Here is a 15199-nt window from a genome sequence, read left to right on the forward strand (position 1 = left end):
ACTGAATAGATATTAAAAAGGGCTTGTTCAATCTTGAATAAGCCCTTTTTTATTATCTAAATAAAACTTTTAATCTCTTCGGGTTTAATTCCTCGCCGCTTGCGGCGTAAATCACTAAACTGAGTACATGAGCGAATTTATTCACAAAAGACACAATGTCACCGTACTTTTGTACCATTTGGTTTTTCCTGCCAAATATAGAAAAGTGGTATTTGATGTGGCAGTAGACCAAGAACTAAAAGCTGTTTGCTTGGAAATAGAGAAGAGATACCAAATTAAATTTCTTGAAATTGGAACGGATCAAGATCATGTACACTTTCTTATTCAGTCAGTGCCAACATACAGTGTAACGAAACTTGTTACGATGATAAAAAGTTTAACAGCGAGACATATTTTCAAGCGATGTCCACAGGTAAAGCAATTGCTGTGGGGTGGTGAGTTTTGGTCAGATGGATATTTTTGTAGCACGGTAGGGAAACATGGCGATGAGTCTACAATAGGAAACTATGTGAAAAACCAAGGGAATGAAGAGAAATATGTCAAATTACACAGCTCGAATCAGTTAGCGATGTTCGAATGAAACACCGATACCTCGCCCCTTGGGGCGGGGTGGTTCATTATTGGAGATTTATGTAGTCATATACTTGTTTTGGTATGAAACACAAAGACAGAAATATACTTGTTTTAGTATGAAATACAGAGATAGAAATATACTTGTTTTAGTATGAAACACAAAGGCAGAAATATACTTGTACTAGTATGAAACACATAGGAAGAAAACTATTTTTTTAGTGTTAAAGAGTGACGGGGAATTAAAATAAAATTTTAAATGTAACTGATCATCACAATATAAAGAGATAGATGCAAATAAACTAAAAAGAGTTCGAGGTTTTTAGATGGAAGGTTACAGTTAAAGACGTTAAAGGCAGAAATGGATGAGTATCTAGATCACGAGAGCTGTAGAGATATCTACTGTAATAAGAAGGCATATAAAGAGGAAGGGTGTTAATTTGGATTAGATGCTCTCTCGTGATAGCACGAGAGCTCTTTTAAGCAGAAACCGATAAGAAGCACGTAAAATAAAATTCTATGACTCCTACGTGCTCTAAGCACCTTTCGTTGCCGTGTGGTTGAGTATCTAGTCGTCCCTGAATAATGGCGTTTCAAGCAAGAAACGCCATGCAATTTTTGGGTCTTTCCAGTAGAAAAGTTATTTTCAGCCATAATCGCCTTAAAAATTGCCCAAAATATGGGGCACAATAAAGCCACTTCAGTAGCTTACGTAGGTTCTGACCACAGGCACTTAAGATCACGTTAATCGCATCGCCTAGTACGCCTTTTAAGAAGCATCGTCTGAGTTTTCCATCTGATTTGAGGTGTCCTATGATGGGTTCTACGCTATTTCGTCTTCCCATCCATGGCTTCTCTTTCTTTGGTACACCACGTTTTTGACCTGCAACCAACACCTTAATATCGTCTACGCCCGATCCTTTATACCCTCTATCAACAAAACAGGTTTCCGGTTTTTTTCCTGTTAGGGTTTCAACTTGTTGAAGTTGATCTTTCAAGGTATGGCCATCATAAGGATTACCTGGATAGCTTCTGGCTCCCACAATGAAGGATTCTTTTGCTGTTACGGCTATGCTCGCTTTTACACCAAATTCGTAGCGTTTATGCGCTTTGCCTTTGGATATGCAGTCCACATTAGGTTCATGCAAGCTATACAGTTTGTTTTTGCTCTGGCGAGTTTGTTTTAGTAATCGATAGGCTTGGTTGAGTGTGTCTTCTTGCTTTTGAGTGAGCGTTAATCCTTGTCGTTTTACTTGCCGATCAACATCTCGCAGGACTCGCCCTAAAAAGCCTTTGACTTGCTTAATCGCTTTTCTCATCCGCTTATATTGTTTGGCGTGGCCATAGCGTCCAATTTTTGGCATTAACTCATGACAGGCTTTGTCGTAGGTTTGTCTTAACGTGATGTTTTGTTCTTTGGCGACCTGAGTGAGCTGCTCTCTAGCCTTGTTGTAGAGCTTGGCATCGGTTGGGAAGGTGATGTTTTTTTCTTGTACCGTGGTGTCTACCACGACTCGTTTTAGGCTCGCTGGTTTGATGACTTTTAGTTTCAATCCTGCTTGTATCGTCTGGGTAAGCAGCCATTCACAGCCTTCTTCTCCTAACCGTTTTCGCCATTTAACAAGACTGGTTGGATGGCACGGGAAGTCGTGCTGGAAAAAGGTTTCGCCGCAAAAGTATTGGTAATAAGGCGATTCAAGCCATTGCTCTAGCACCAGCTCATCAGACAAATTATGCAAGTGCTGCAAATACAGCAATCCCGCCATAAGACGCGTTGGCAACGCGGCCGCACCAACGCTTGAAAAATGGGCACTAAGCGTTGAGTCCAATTGCTTCCAATCAATGATCTTAGCCAGTCGAACTAAAGGATGATTGGGGTTAATGATGTCAACGAGCTGAGGTTGGAATAAATCCTTTTGCGGTATGGTCTGTGTCTGACGAGGCTTCATAAAACTCACCTGTTCTGCAACTTTTTGGGCCTTATGGCGTATTTATAGCAAGATTTAGATATTAACTATCTTATAAAAACACATTAGATTCAATAGGTTGAGAGTTTTTCAGGGGCGACTATCTACGATGCTGCTATTTCTTCTTAGCTAATAGTGGTTTATAAGTCTTTGATTTTTATGGAAAATTTTTAAAAAAAATAGGGGCTGTTTTGTTTGTTTTCAAAAAATCTTGTCTGTTTCGCTGAAATCGATTGAAGATCGTTTTTTTATACCGCTTCGCGAGATAATCGAGTATATGCCTCTTTATTATTTTTATAAATAATATGTATTTGATGAATGATGGTTGAATGTATATATAAGAATTGTTTGTAGAAAGTTAGCTTTTCAAAAACTTAATTAGATCTTTAGGGTAGCATATTTTTAATAAAAAGTAAATGTTTTTCGCAAGAATAATTGGATTATTTTTCATGAAATTCATCTTTAAAAAATATAAAAAATAATTTTTATTTCTATTTTAATATAAAATATTTAAAAAAAACACTTCTAAATCATACTCTTATTTTTATTGTTATTTTTGTCTTTATATAAGTTATGTTATATATATAAAATCTTGTATTTTTATTTATTTCTTTAAACTGATATTATTTAAAAATATTATAAAAAAGAGAAATTGTTTGTGGAAGGATATCAATTTATTCATGTCGAAGCTTACTCTAGAGTATCAAGTAAAAATAATAAACGTCAAAGTGCTATGAATGTTATTAATGAAGCAGTAAGAGTTCCTAATTCTTGCCCACATGTTTCTGAAATAAAAGTGCCAATATTGATCCATGGTGTAGATCCATTAGAGGTTCTTGATTTTGCCGAAAAACAAGCGGAATTAGCTAAAGATAATATTGGTCGAAAGTTTAGAAAAGATGGACTTATTCTAGTAGCTGGAGTCGCTTCATATCCAGCTCGTACAGATGAAATTTCTTTTGATAATAAAGATCTACAAAAATGGCTGAAACTTACTGTCGAATTTCTTTCGAAAAAGTATGGCGATCAATTAAAGTCAGTCGTTGTCCATTCTGATGAACCATATTGGCATTGTCATTTTTATCTAGTTTCTGAGCTAGATAAGAATAACAGACTTGATATTGGGGCTGTGCACGATGGTATTGCAGCTCGTAATACAGTTAGCTCTCAGAGCGCAAAAATCAAACTGAAAGCATACAGCGATGCTATGAGAGCTTTTCAAGATGAATATTATACAAATGTTGGTATTCCGTGCGGGCTTACTCGGGATGGCCCTAGAAGGCGGAGATTAACTAGAAAAGAATGGAAAGTAGAACAAAAAGCTTCTAAGCGTTTAGCTAATACTTTAAATCGATCTGATTCTATAAAGAAAAAGATAAAATTTATCTCTTCTGAATTAGATAAGAAGAGAATAAGACTTGAAAAATATGAAAAAAAATTAGTTTTTATTCTCAAGAAAATTGGAATGTCAGATCAATTTATAGAGAAGATAACTAAAAAATTAAATGACTCTGATAACAACAATAATAAAATGGAGAGAGCGATATGAAACCTGATGAAATAAGAATACTACTAAATAGTCATTATAAGTATATTGACCAAATTAAAAAGATAAATGTTGATAGCGATTTTATTAAAGAGCTTCAAAAAGAGCATGTGCTTTTTATTGAATTAATGATAAAACATATGATAAAAGAAAAAACTATTCATAGGGCTGATGAAATGATTGCTTTTCAGAAGAGAATGACTAATTTAATGTATGTGTTATTTTCATCAGATGCTTCTACTGTTGCTTTCGTTGATTCAATAAAATCATCATTTGTTAAAGTAGAAGATAAAAAACAATCTGATTCTGGTGAGGAAGAAGAGGGTTGTAGTATTGAACAAGCTTTAAATGAGTTAGATTTATTCGATTTTTAGTTATTAATAAAAAATAGGGCTCTGCTGAGATCCCTATTTTTTTATAGATTGATATTGATTAATAATCTTACTCGATCATTCCTCTGAAAGAGGGCAAAAATAAAATAGTATTTGAGCTTTATAGATCTAGAGATACACATAGTGACCGACTATGCTTATTCGTTCCTCATAAACGTCGGCACAAGGTGCTACGCCCTTATGAATCCAGTATAAAAATCATTCTATATTGTTTAGTTTTCTATATATGTTGTTACCATTTTTGTCATTAACATATACATTGCTGATGAATTTACCATCTTTTCTCCGAATTGATAAGACTCTTCCGTTGTAAAATATGGCTTCTAATTCTAAAGTTTTAAGATCTATTCGTATTCTTTTTATAGATTGCATTAATATTTGCTTCAATTGAGAGCGTTCTTTAGAATTTTCGAAATTCTGTGCTTCTAAAGCTAAATATTTTATTCTTTTCTCTTGTTCTTTATTTATATATTCATATGAATATTCGCTTTTTAATCTTTCGAGCTCTTTTTCATTAATCGATATTTCGTTACCAATCGCTGTAATTTGCTTCATGGCTGCTTTTCTAACAGCATCTACGTTATTTTCAGCAAAAGATTGCATAAGATTATTTAATCTTTCAGTCAATATATTAATAGTTGCTTCAGTAGATTCGATAGATTTTTTGCCGTTTTCAGGAGGCTCAAATAAATGCTTATCTACATTAGCTATAACTGCATGAATAAAGTGATTTTCTAGATCTCCAGCTTTGACGCTACTACAGCAGTTAGCTGTTTCTTTATGCTTAGTACAGTGAATTCTCAAAACACTTTGAGTGTATTCTTTTTTTCGATTCATTTGTTTTTGTAACTGACTAACTAGAGATTGACCACAATGTGCGCATACTGAACGCCCTCTGCCATACGACGTCAAAATGTACACGCTTTTTTTATATGACTCTCTACTACTTTTCTTTTTTCTCTTTCTTTCTTGAATTAAATTATATTGATCTTCTGATATAAGATTTGGATAATAATTCTTTAATTCATAAGATTCGCTTTTTTTTATTCCGTCTATTAGGTGACTCATACTGAAAGCATAACAACCATAAAGCGCTTTATTATCAAGAACTTTTCTTATAGTTGTTACACCCCAAGATTCGTTTTTTCTTGGCTTCTTTGGCTTAACTCCTTTCAGTATATTTGGAGGTTTGATACCAGACTCAGTTAGCTCTCTAGCTATAAGATTTAGTCCAACATTATCTAAATATAAGTTGATTATTTTATTTACTACACTTGCATGTTCGTTTAGTTGAAAATTTTTATTTTTTCTTGATATCCAAAATGGCACAGGGCCGGTAACATCAGCTTTTCCTGTTTCATTAAATTCTTTTAGCTTCCCTTGGATAAACTTTATTGATCTTTTTTGCTTAGCTAGAGACTCTTCATGAGCTCTCATCATAACACCGATTGATAGAACCAGTTTCGAGGGGTCTTTTAAGAGAGTTTCAGTATTGTAGATTTGCTCATCACATGCAGTGATAATTGTTATCTCGTGCTCGATGAGCTCAATAAATTGTCTTTGTGCTTTCAAAGCACTTTGTCTGCTTAATCGGTCTAATGATTCAACGATTAAGATCGAACCTCTTGCAACAATACCCTTTTCAACAGCTTCTATAAAAGCACCTAGCGCACCATTTTTTACATGATCCGCATGGAAGGCGGATCTGCCTTCATCCGTCATAGTTAGGCTTTTATTAAGAGATAAGCCGAATTTTTCGGCGACTTCTCTAGCATAGTCTTGTTGTCTTTTGAGAGACGATCCTCTTTTTTGTAAATGACTTGAGAATCGTTGATACGAATAGACCTGTGCACTCATTTAAACCACCTAACATACTAATTTTTAGACATAATATATGTAAGTTACTTTTAGCACAAAACAGATGGCGCATTTGGTTATTTCCCGTCTTATACGCTAGGCGCCATGTATGCTGCGCAATACAAAGCCACTATGATACAAAACGTCGACTTTGACGCCGTTATCCAAGGTGGTGACTTAAGCCCAATCTTCCAATGGTTAAGCGACAACATTTGGTCACAAGCTTCGCTTCATACCACGGATGACCTAGTTAAACGCGCCACAGGGGAAGTGTTAAATGCAGCGCATTTTAGAAAACACTTGGAAGGGCGGTACTTGTAAGAGGTTTGTTCCTTCCCCTTTTTTAAGGGGAAGGCTAGGATGGGGTTGTTCTTTGGGTCTTCCGGTATATTTGTTTCCACTCAATTACTTTGAGCTGCTCGTTTATTCCGCTCTGCTGAGCGGGTAACTTTTTGCAAGCGCCCAAAAAGTAACCAAAAATTCGCTTTTAAGAGCAGCGCCTCGTTTCCTCATAAAGATATGATGTTGTCAATGCAGAGCCTCATCAAGGCATAGATTGGTTTTGAGGATAGAGACAGGGCATTTTTAACTGACTCTGAAACTCCATAGGGTCGCGCAACTTCGTTGCGTCGAAGCTGCTTCTACGGCTTGATTACCGTCATCCAAGCTAACTATTCTGATGTGCTTTCTCGAAAAGGGTTTTGACCCCAACGGTCAATTTCAATCAGATATCAACATGTTCTAATTGGCACTTATTTGAAAATAGATTAAAGTGTAAGGATTGCGTATAGGAAGACGAAAACCACATATTTCTCCCGCTCCTGATGCACGGTTGTTAGGTAAAACAAGTGTGCTTGTTTTGGTCGAAGCCTGAACGCTCATTATGATAAATATTTTTATATAAATCATGATGTTAGCTAAATTTATCTAAATAGCTAAAACTAGAATAACACACATGCCGATTTATTGGATAAACGCACATGCTCACTATTAAACTGTTGAACTATGCTCTACGATAGGTAGTAGGCGAATTAAATTAAGCAATTGAGCTACAAAATAAAGTGTTTCTATAAAGTTAATTGAAAGTTAAGGTTTATTTTTCTAAGGAGAGGTCATGAATGGGCTAGAAAAGATATATGACAGCTGGATGCAAGAAGCTAATGATGAAAGTGGTCGTTTGTTCTACGAGCCACCTTGGCTAAAGAGGGTTAAGGATGGCAAAGCTATATTCGTGATCGGGCGTAAAGGCACAGGAAAAACTGCTATTCTCGAACATGTAAAGAGTTTGCGGGTTAATAGCTGCTCAGCAAATTTAACTTTTTCAGATTATCCGATTGAAAATCTGAGGGGTTACTCAGATATTAATGCGCCATCTGGGTTCCAGTATACGCTTTTATGGGAACTCCTTATATATAGTAGCCTATGTAAGTTACTTCTTAAAAATAGCAATCTTGATTCAAAAGTTAGGAAGCAGTTAAATGACATCTGCCCTCAGGAAACAGAGTCACTATATGAGCAAATACAATCGGTAGTTAAAAAGGGGTTTTCTGCGACCCTCCCTACTGGATTTGGATCTATTGGTGGTTCTAAATCTGAAGAGAGAAATGTTGCTAGCAAAGATATACGATTGGTAAGGGATTTTTTAAAGTCGACATTCTATCGCGAAGCTAGCAAAGATATGAGTTATTATGTGCTTTTTGATAGTCTTGATATAGGGTTTAATAATGTTTCTCCAGATATAAGCAACGAGAGTAACCGAACATACTTCTCAATGTTGGCTTGTCTGTTTCGAGTTGCTAAATCGGTTAAGTCTGAATCTGAAAGACAAGGGTTGAGGGCATACCCAATAGTTTTTATATTAAAAGAGATTTATTCGCAAGTCAGAGATAATGATAAGAACAAGTGGCGGGATGTAAGTGTAGAGCTCGAATGGAGAGTCGACACTTTGCAAGAAATGCTAGCGCACAGAATAAATAAGACCTTGAATATTTCTGGAGAGTGTGATTTCAATGATAGTTGGTTTTCAATCTTTAAAAATGAAAAGATTGAAACTGGGAAAAATTATAATGGCATCGTGACTAAATCATCCATTTGGGACTTTATTACAACAAGGACCTATAGAAGACCTAGAGACTATGTCGTTTTCATCAAAGAATGCTGTAAGGTTGAGGTTGAAAAAGGTAATAATAGGATATCCGCTAGTACAGTAGCTAACACGGCCAAAAAATACTCTGAACTATTCATTGATGAGTTGCAAGACGAACTAGGACAAAAGATTCCGGGTCTAAAGAAAATACTCTCCATATTTTCTGAATTGGGAAGGAAAACGTTCCACTGTGAGGACTTCATATCCATATATGAGAATCGAGTTGAAACCGGGAAGATATCTGAATCTGACTGTCATTATGACTCTGATGAATTGATTGATGTGTTTTTTGAAAACAGTATCATTGGTAATAGTGGAAGGGGTGAGAAGAAGAGAAAATTTCGCTTCGATAGCGAATTTAACTCTCTTAATAGAGAGGAGTTAATATGTGTCCACATGGGGTTGGAAGAGAAGCTTCTCGAAACTAACTCCGGGAAGCGATCGAGAAGTCAAATAGATCTTGATTTAATACCGCATCTGATTAGCGACATAAAGATATACTTGGATGAGCATATTGAGGATCCAAGTGTACATGAGAAGTTTAGTTTGCTATCTAAAACATTAGCAATACATACAGATGACTCTGTGGTTAACAAACAGTATCTGTACATTCGAAAATCGCTGAATGGTTTAGATTTGCTTGTAAAAAATAACGTAAGAGATCGTGCCGAAAAGAAAAGGTTGATGGAAGCAATAAGGTGCGCGCAGGGCTACGATTTCAATTACAAGTAAAAAGTTGTAACAAAACCATCAAACCGACGCCCATCCGTCTCGTTTTTTGGGCTTGCCGCAAGCGGCAGTTTAGCCCAAAAAACGCTCTGGCCGGTTGCGGCTTATGATAGCGTTAGGCAAAGGGAAATATGGTCCATAGAGTAATAAAAATAAGAAAGTCTCCGGTACGCCCCCATAAGGCTTTCATTAATCCTGCCTTCGATGCTCCTACAGTATTGGTAGCTGATAAATTCGACTATGTTGAGTTATGGCTTAAGCGGCACTCAACTCAGAAAGCTCAATTGCTATGGCAACAAGCTGAAAACTTCTACAGAGCCAGCCTTACAATGCCTAACGAATCTCGCGCAATCGCCACATACTACTGTGTGTTGAACGCCGCGAAGGCTTTACTGGAGACAAAGGGTATTATATTTTCTCAGCTTCACGGAGTATCAGGTAAATCAATTGGGACTAGAACTTCACTCTCAAACGAAATTTCAGTTATAAAACACAAGGGAATCTTCGTTGCTCTCAACGAATACTATGGCTCTAACGTGTCTGGAGTCGAAGTGTCGTTAAAAGATGTGATGTACAACCTTCCGTTCATTCATCGAGCTTATACGGTTACTTACAGAGGTGCCCAAGATCTTTTTATTCCAATCAAAAATCCACGCTTTGTAAGGCAGTCTAATGGGTCGGAAGCGTGGTTTTGCGCCGAAATAACAGACGCCAAGTACTGTGACGTTAAAGTCATGACTCGGCAGCGAGGTTGGGAAATTGACAAAAGCGAATCAGATAAGTTTGTAATCCGTAGAAAACGACGCTTCAGATGGGATACGTCTCGTGGAATTAAAAAATCTGATCGGATGGCTAGGCTTCTTAAATATCATGAAAAAATTAGACGTGATATCAAATACATCTTTGGTGATCAGAGGCTTTGGTATTACAAAAGAAACGATCGAGGAGTGGGTATACTACACTGGCCAATCCCTTCGTTGATATTTGTTGCGATGCACAGATTAAGTGAGCTAACTAGATATGATCCCAAAAAATTGCTAAATCATTTTGAATGTCAGCATAACTGGTTGCTGACAGAGTTCATGAATCAAGGTGTAGATAATTTTATTGACCAAGTTGCAAGCGATATAACAGGGCATGAATTGATGGTACCAGGATATCGATAATGCCTAACAAATCAATCAATTTCGCGCCGGACGCGCTAAAGCGTACCGGTTATTGAGGTGTTGGTACATCACGAGGAGGCTTTGCGGATAATTCGAGTCCTATCTATCAAGTCGTCCCTGAAATAAGCTCAACCTATTGAAATGCAATGCCTTTTGTATAATGCTAAGGACTAAAATCTCGCCAATAATGGCGCTTTAGCCCCAAAAAGTTGCAGAATCAGTGAGTTTTTATGAAGCCTCGTCAAACAAAGCAAGATCCTCAGAAGGATTTATTCCGGCCTCAGCTAATCGATATTATTAACCCCAACCATGCACTCGTTCGGTTGGCTAAAGTGCTGGATTGGGATCGGTTGGATATCGAATTGGGGACGCATTTCGCGACGGTTGGCGCAGCGGCTCTGCCGACTCGCTTGATGGTAGGGCTACTGTATTTACAGCATTTGTATAATTTGTCTGATGAAATGGTCTTAGAGCAATGGCTTGAATCGCCTTACTACCAATACTTTTGCGGCGAAACCTTTTTTCAACATGACTTCCCGTGCCATCCAGCCAGTCTTGTTAAATGGCGAAAACGGTTAGGAGAAGAAGGCCGTGAATGGCTGCTTACTCAGACAATACAAGCAGGGCTAAAGCTAAAAGTGATCAAGTCTGCGAGTCTAAAGCGTGTGATTGTTGATACCACGGTACAAGAAAAAAACATCACCTTCCCAACCGATGCCAAACTCTACAACAAGGCACGACAGCAACTCACTCAAGTGGCAAAAGATCTCGCTATCACGCTAAGACAAACCTATGACAAAGCCTGCTGTGAGTTAATGCCAAAGATTGGACGCTATGGGCATGCCAAACAATACAAACGAATGAGAAAGGCGATTAAGCAAGTTAAAGGCTTCTTAGGGCGGGTATTGCGGGACATTGATCGGCAAGTAAAGCGACAAGGATTAACACTTAACCAAAAGCAAGAAGACACCCTCAACCAAGCTTATCGATTACTAAAACAAACCCGCCAAAGCAAAAACAAACTCTACAGCTTGCATGAACCCAATGTGGACTGTATCTCCAAAGGCAAAGCGCATAAACGCTATGAGTTTGGTGTGAAAGCCAGTATCGCGGTGACGGCTAAAGAATCCTTTATTGTGGGCGCAAGAAGCTATCCAGGCAATCCTTATGATGGCCATACCTTGAAAGATCAACTTCAACAAGTGGAAACCCTGACAGGAAAAAAACCGGAAACCTGCTTTGTTGACCGAGGATATAAAGGATCGGGCGTGGAAGACATTAAAGTCTTGGTTACAGGTCAAAAACGCGGTGTACCCAAGAAAGAGAAACGCTGGATGGGAAGACGAAACAGTGTAGAACCCATCATCGGTCATTTAAAATCTGATGGTAAACTCAGACGGTGCTTCTTAAAAGGCATACTAGGCGATGCGATGAACGTGCTCTTAAGCGCCTGTGGTCAGAACCTACGTAAGCTACTGAAGTGGCTTTATTGCTCCCCATATTTTGGAGTCTTTTTAAGAAGATTGTGGCTGAAAATAATTTTGCCACTGGAAAGATCCAAAAATAGCATGGCGTTTCTTGCCTGAAACGCCATTATTCAGGGACGACTAGACTGGTTACATGGCTTCCCCTAAACTTTCTTTAACTCACCTGATTTGTTCAGCTGGTACTCGTCAAGGTCATTGGCAAGATATAGCCTACCTGAGTAACAGGCTTTGGCTTCTTGGTAAATATCCTCTATGGAGGGGGAGGCGTTGGGGTTGGATTGGTAGCGCGGGCTAAAGTGTGTCAGCACTAAATTAGGAATATTGGTGCGCTGAGCAAATTCCGCTACCTGCTCAGCATAACTATGACCATAGCTATTTCCCGCTTTTTCGGCGGTTTCCTTTGTGTAAGTGGCTTCATGAACAAGCACGTTTGCCCCGTGACTAAATTGCGATAGCCGTTCAGGCTGGTCATTATCTCCTGCAATAATCATTTTGCGCGGGTGCTTATCGTATAGCAGGTAGTCGTTACTACTGAGCAATTTGCCATTATGCTCAATATCTTGCCCCTTTTTTAATTGTCCCCAAAGTGGGCCTCTAGGGATGTCATGTAACGCCAACTTCTCAACGTCCAAACTAGGGTTGATATCTTTCTCAGTAAAGCTATAGGCATAAGATGGTACTCTATGGGAAAGCGCTTCTGTCTCCACTCGTACATTTCTGAAATCGACAGACGGTAAATCATCAGAGTCTATGAACTCTAATGCAAACGGCAAATATAACTGGGTATGCTGTTGCGTGGCCTCAACCCATTCTTTCACACCACTTGGTGCAATAATCTTCAAAGGCTCTTTTCTGCCACTCATTCCCGCGCTCGCGAGAATGCCCGGGAGGCCATAGCAGTGATCACCATGAATATGGGTGATAAAGATGGCTTGCAAGGAGTTGGCCGACAAATTGGTATGCAGAATTTGATGCTGTGTTCCTTCCCCGCAATCGATAAGATACCAACCACTGCCTTTGCCTTCACGAACGGCGATGCCCGTCACATTCCTAGTTTTAGTAGGAACACCGGATGACGTTCCAAGAAACACTATATTCATTAAAACCTACCTTAATCACCGCCCGAACTTACCGAGAGGCCTAAAAACGGTGTAAGGATACAGGCCGTTTCTATATTGGCCAATAAAATACTCACTTCGCTGGCAATTTTCCGGTGAGTAACCTGTAACGACTGTGATGGGCGTCTTATTTGTCTCCAAAGCGTTCCAATCTGCTCTCTTGCACTCAAGAAAAGTATGTTACATTCAATCATACGAACTTGCATTATTGAGTCGTTATTCCGTCTAGCTGTTAAAGGGACAATAAAGTGGAAGTCCAATTTTTAAAGAAAAACTCTGATTATGCATCCGTACTGGAAGTGTTGTTACAACTTCGTACGACTTATAATGTCGATTCTTTGTCTGCTCAAATCGACAAACAGCAATCGAATGGCTATCAAGTTGTCTATGTTAAATCATCAGAGGGTGTGTTGGCTGTCGCTGGGTTCAGCGTTGGTGAAAAACTCGCGTGGGGTAAACATATTTACATCGAAGATTTGGTTACCAACCCTGAGTGTCGTTCCCGTGGTGTGGGTAAGTTTTTAATGGATTGGTTCAAATCCTATGCTTTGGAAAATAGTTGTGGGCAAATTCACTTAGATTCTGGTGTTCAGCGTTTTCCCGCACATAAGTTTTATTTACGTGAAGGTTTCAATATTGCAAGTCATCACTTTTCAATGGTTGGCATACAAAAAAGCTAACTGAGGGCTTTAGCCAGTTTGTATATCAGACGTTTGTACCATCAGATGAATAAGGTCTCTAGATGAGTGATAGAGTGAAAGACGCTTTGAGTTGGTTTAAGGGAATATTGGAGTCAGAAGGCATTGGCTACCAGATTGTTGGTGGGTTGGCGGCAACCATTCACGGAGGCAGTCGAGAAGTTGCTGATATTGACCTATATATCCGTAATTCAGACGCCAACAAACTGTTAGCTAGGGTTTCTTCATACCTTTCAAAGCCTTTAATGCGCTACGCTGAATATGGCTGGGATTTAGAGTATTTTCAGCTAATCTATCATTCACAAAAAATAGAAATTGGCTTATCTCAGGAGACTCGAATTCAATCTGCCCACGATGGCTCGTGGCATAGGTTGGAAATAGACTTTTCTAAATCAATACCACTATGCTATCAAGGCATCGAAGTGCCCGTTATCCCTAAAGACGAATTAATCAAGTATAAACGTTTACTTAACAGGGAAGTGGATATAACCGATATACAAGAGCTGACGTTAAATTCAGCATTATAAAATAGATTGATATACGAAAAAATGGCGATTATAAAAAACACGTAACTAAAGGCTAACTATATCCTAAAAAATGGTGACTATGCTGGTTTACTCAGGTGCTAGCAGCCTCTTATTAGAAAAGGAACTCTATGTATATTCCGAACAATATTAAAATGCAAGATAGATCTGTTATTCATGATTTCATCAATGAATTCGGCTTTGGCATAATGGTGTCAACCTCACTGACAGGAACGCATATTCCATTTGTTTTACATTCTGACGAAGGGGAGAATGGGGTTCTTTATAGTCACTGTGCTAAAGCTAACACTCACTGGAAAGAGCTTGAGGGAGCGGATGTCTTAATTGTATTTTCTGGCCCCCATAGCTACATATCTCCTAACTGGTATGCTCAATCACCAGCGGTGCCGACTTGGAATTATGCTGCCGTACATGCATATGGGAAAGTATCCCTTTTAAACGACAAACAAACCCTTGAAGCGGTTGAAGAAGTTGTGCATCAGTATGAACCTGAGCTTCTTGTTAAACGAGATGTCATCACGGACGAGTTTAGGGATAAACTCCTGCCTGCTATTGTGGGTTTTAAAGTGGAATTATCACATATTGAAGGTAAGCTAAAATTGGGGCAACAAAGAAAAACGGATGATCAAGCTGGTGTTTATCATGCTCTGAAAAACTCTCAAGACTTAGGGGCTCAAAGTCTTGCTAACTATATGGAAAAATTATCACTAGGTAAATAAATGATTAATAAGACGTCTTATCTTCGTTTTTCCCCAGCTCTGTTTTGGCAATAGTATGGGGTTCCCTATATCGTTAGTTTAGGCATATTTAATTGATTGTCATAAATAGAATAAAAAGGCTGATTATATTCTCAAAATCTGAAGCTTAATATACTGGTAACGCGATGAGAAAGACTGACGATGTGTGTTGTTTTTTTACGATATAAAGAAAATAAAAAGTCATCTTTTTGACATAACGTCTCGATAAAATCCTCGGTAA

Annotated in this window: 12 protein-coding genes and 1 pseudogene; 10 read left to right on the top strand and 3 right to left on the bottom strand. The window is 38.3% G+C overall.

Annotation, left to right across the window (positions count from 1 at the left end; genetic code table 11):
* The first annotated feature begins 127 nt into the window (after nucleotides 1-127).
* Complete coding sequence (gene tnpA / locus AC0VYG_RS09085) at nucleotides 128-580, top strand: IS200/IS605 family transposase (RefSeq protein WP_475431991.1); 453 nt, start codon at nucleotides 128-130, stop codon at nucleotides 578-580.
* 583 nt (nucleotides 581-1163) lie between these two features.
* Here tnpA and AC0VYG_RS09090 read toward each other — a convergent pair.
* Entirely contained in the window at nucleotides 1164-2519 is a 1356-nt protein-coding gene (locus AC0VYG_RS09090) for an IS5 family transposase (RefSeq protein ID WP_475428916.1), read from the bottom strand.
* Between the two features lie 676 nt (nucleotides 2520-3195).
* On the opposite strand from AC0VYG_RS09090, the gene AC0VYG_RS09095 reads away from it, so the two are divergent.
* Both AC0VYG_RS09095 and AC0VYG_RS09100 read left to right on the top strand, forming a co-directional pair.
* A complete protein-coding gene (locus AC0VYG_RS09095) occupies nucleotides 3196-4086 on the top strand; it encodes a plasmid recombination protein (protein WP_475431992.1) in 891 nt (296 codons plus the stop codon).
* Entirely contained in the window at nucleotides 4083-4457 is a 375-nt protein-coding gene (locus AC0VYG_RS09100; RefSeq protein ID WP_475431993.1) for a hypothetical protein, read from the top strand. Before AC0VYG_RS09095 ends, AC0VYG_RS09100 begins: the two co-directional genes overlap by 4 nt.
* Nucleotides 4458-4673: 216 nt before the next feature.
* Here AC0VYG_RS09100 and AC0VYG_RS09105 read toward each other — a convergent pair whose 3' ends face one another.
* Entirely contained in the window at nucleotides 4674-6332 is a 1659-nt protein-coding gene (locus AC0VYG_RS09105; protein ID WP_475431994.1) for a recombinase family protein, read from the bottom strand.
* A gap of 66 nt (nucleotides 6333-6398) precedes the next feature.
* Between AC0VYG_RS09105 and AC0VYG_RS09110 the strand changes: the two are divergent.
* From AC0VYG_RS09110 to AC0VYG_RS09125, 4 genes and pseudogenes are all read left to right on the top strand, one after another.
* Nucleotides 6399-6653: pseudogene (locus tag AC0VYG_RS09110) on the top strand (carboxypeptidase M32); the annotation flags it as partial.
* Between the two features lie 793 nt (nucleotides 6654-7446).
* The gene (locus AC0VYG_RS09115) at nucleotides 7447-9210 is read left to right on the top strand and encodes a P-loop ATPase, Sll1717 family (RefSeq protein ID WP_475431995.1); all 1764 of its coding nucleotides are present in this window, start codon (nucleotides 7447-7449) and stop codon (nucleotides 9208-9210) included.
* A 128-nt stretch (nucleotides 9211-9338) separates the two neighbouring features.
* Nucleotides 9339-10373, top strand: a complete 1035-nt coding sequence (locus tag AC0VYG_RS09120; RefSeq protein WP_475431996.1) for a YaaC family protein — start codon at nucleotides 9339-9341, stop codon at nucleotides 10371-10373.
* 230 nt (nucleotides 10374-10603) lie between these two features.
* Complete coding sequence (locus tag AC0VYG_RS09125; RefSeq protein ID WP_475431997.1) at nucleotides 10604-11959, top strand: IS5 family transposase; 1356 nt, start codon at nucleotides 10604-10606, stop codon at nucleotides 11957-11959.
* A gap of 44 nt (nucleotides 11960-12003) precedes the next feature.
* On the opposite strand, the gene rnz is transcribed toward AC0VYG_RS09125, so the two are convergent.
* A complete protein-coding gene (rnz, locus tag AC0VYG_RS09130; RefSeq protein ID WP_475431998.1) occupies nucleotides 12004-12960 on the bottom strand; it encodes a ribonuclease Z in 957 nt (318 codons plus the stop codon).
* Nucleotides 12961-13226: 266 nt separating this feature from the next.
* Here rnz and AC0VYG_RS09135 point away from each other — a divergent pair, with 266 nt between their 5' ends.
* The 3 genes from AC0VYG_RS09135 (at nucleotide 13227) to AC0VYG_RS09145 (ending at nucleotide 14940) form a co-directional block, all read left to right on the top strand.
* A complete protein-coding gene (locus tag AC0VYG_RS09135; protein WP_475431999.1) occupies nucleotides 13227-13658 on the top strand; it encodes a GNAT family N-acetyltransferase in 432 nt (143 codons plus the stop codon).
* A gap of 62 nt (nucleotides 13659-13720) precedes the next feature.
* Complete coding sequence (locus AC0VYG_RS09140) at nucleotides 13721-14203, top strand: MazG-related protein (protein WP_475432000.1); 483 nt, start codon at nucleotides 13721-13723, stop codon at nucleotides 14201-14203.
* A 128-nt stretch (nucleotides 14204-14331) separates the two neighbouring features.
* Entirely contained in the window at nucleotides 14332-14940 is a 609-nt protein-coding gene (locus tag AC0VYG_RS09145) for an FMN-binding negative transcriptional regulator (RefSeq protein ID WP_475432001.1), read from the top strand.
* Nucleotides 14941-15199 lie beyond the last annotated feature (259 nt).

This window comes from Marinomonas sp. 63XJN7_7_ISO-PGPR-S23-202, from assembly GCF_056173505.1.

Coding starts and splice junctions, on each gene's coding strand:
- AC0VYG_RS09100 (WP_475431993.1), top strand. CDS start 4,083: ATGAAACCTGATGAAATAAGAATACTACTAAATAGTCATTATAAGTAT.
- AC0VYG_RS09125 (WP_475431997.1), top strand. CDS start 10,604: ATGAAGCCTCGTCAAACAAAGCAAGATCCTCAGAAGGATTTATTCCGG.
- AC0VYG_RS09120 (WP_475431996.1), top strand. CDS start 9,339: ATGGTCCATAGAGTAATAAAAATAAGAAAGTCTCCGGTACGCCCCCAT.
- AC0VYG_RS09115 (WP_475431995.1), top strand. CDS start 7,447: ATGAATGGGCTAGAAAAGATATATGACAGCTGGATGCAAGAAGCTAAT.
- AC0VYG_RS09145 (WP_475432001.1), top strand. CDS start 14,332: ATGTATATTCCGAACAATATTAAAATGCAAGATAGATCTGTTATTCAT.
- tnpA (WP_475431991.1), top strand. CDS start 128: ATGAGCGAATTTATTCACAAAAGACACAATGTCACCGTACTTTTGTAC.
- rnz (WP_475431998.1), bottom strand. CDS start 12,960: ATGAATATAGTGTTTCTTGGAACGTCATCCGGTGTTCCTACTAAAACT.
- AC0VYG_RS09140 (WP_475432000.1), top strand. CDS start 13,721: ATGAGTGATAGAGTGAAAGACGCTTTGAGTTGGTTTAAGGGAATATTG.
- AC0VYG_RS09090 (WP_475428916.1), bottom strand. CDS start 2,519: ATGAAGCCTCGTCAGACACAGACCATACCGCAAAAGGATTTATTCCAA.
- AC0VYG_RS09105 (WP_475431994.1), bottom strand. CDS start 6,332: ATGAGTGCACAGGTCTATTCGTATCAACGATTCTCAAGTCATTTACAA.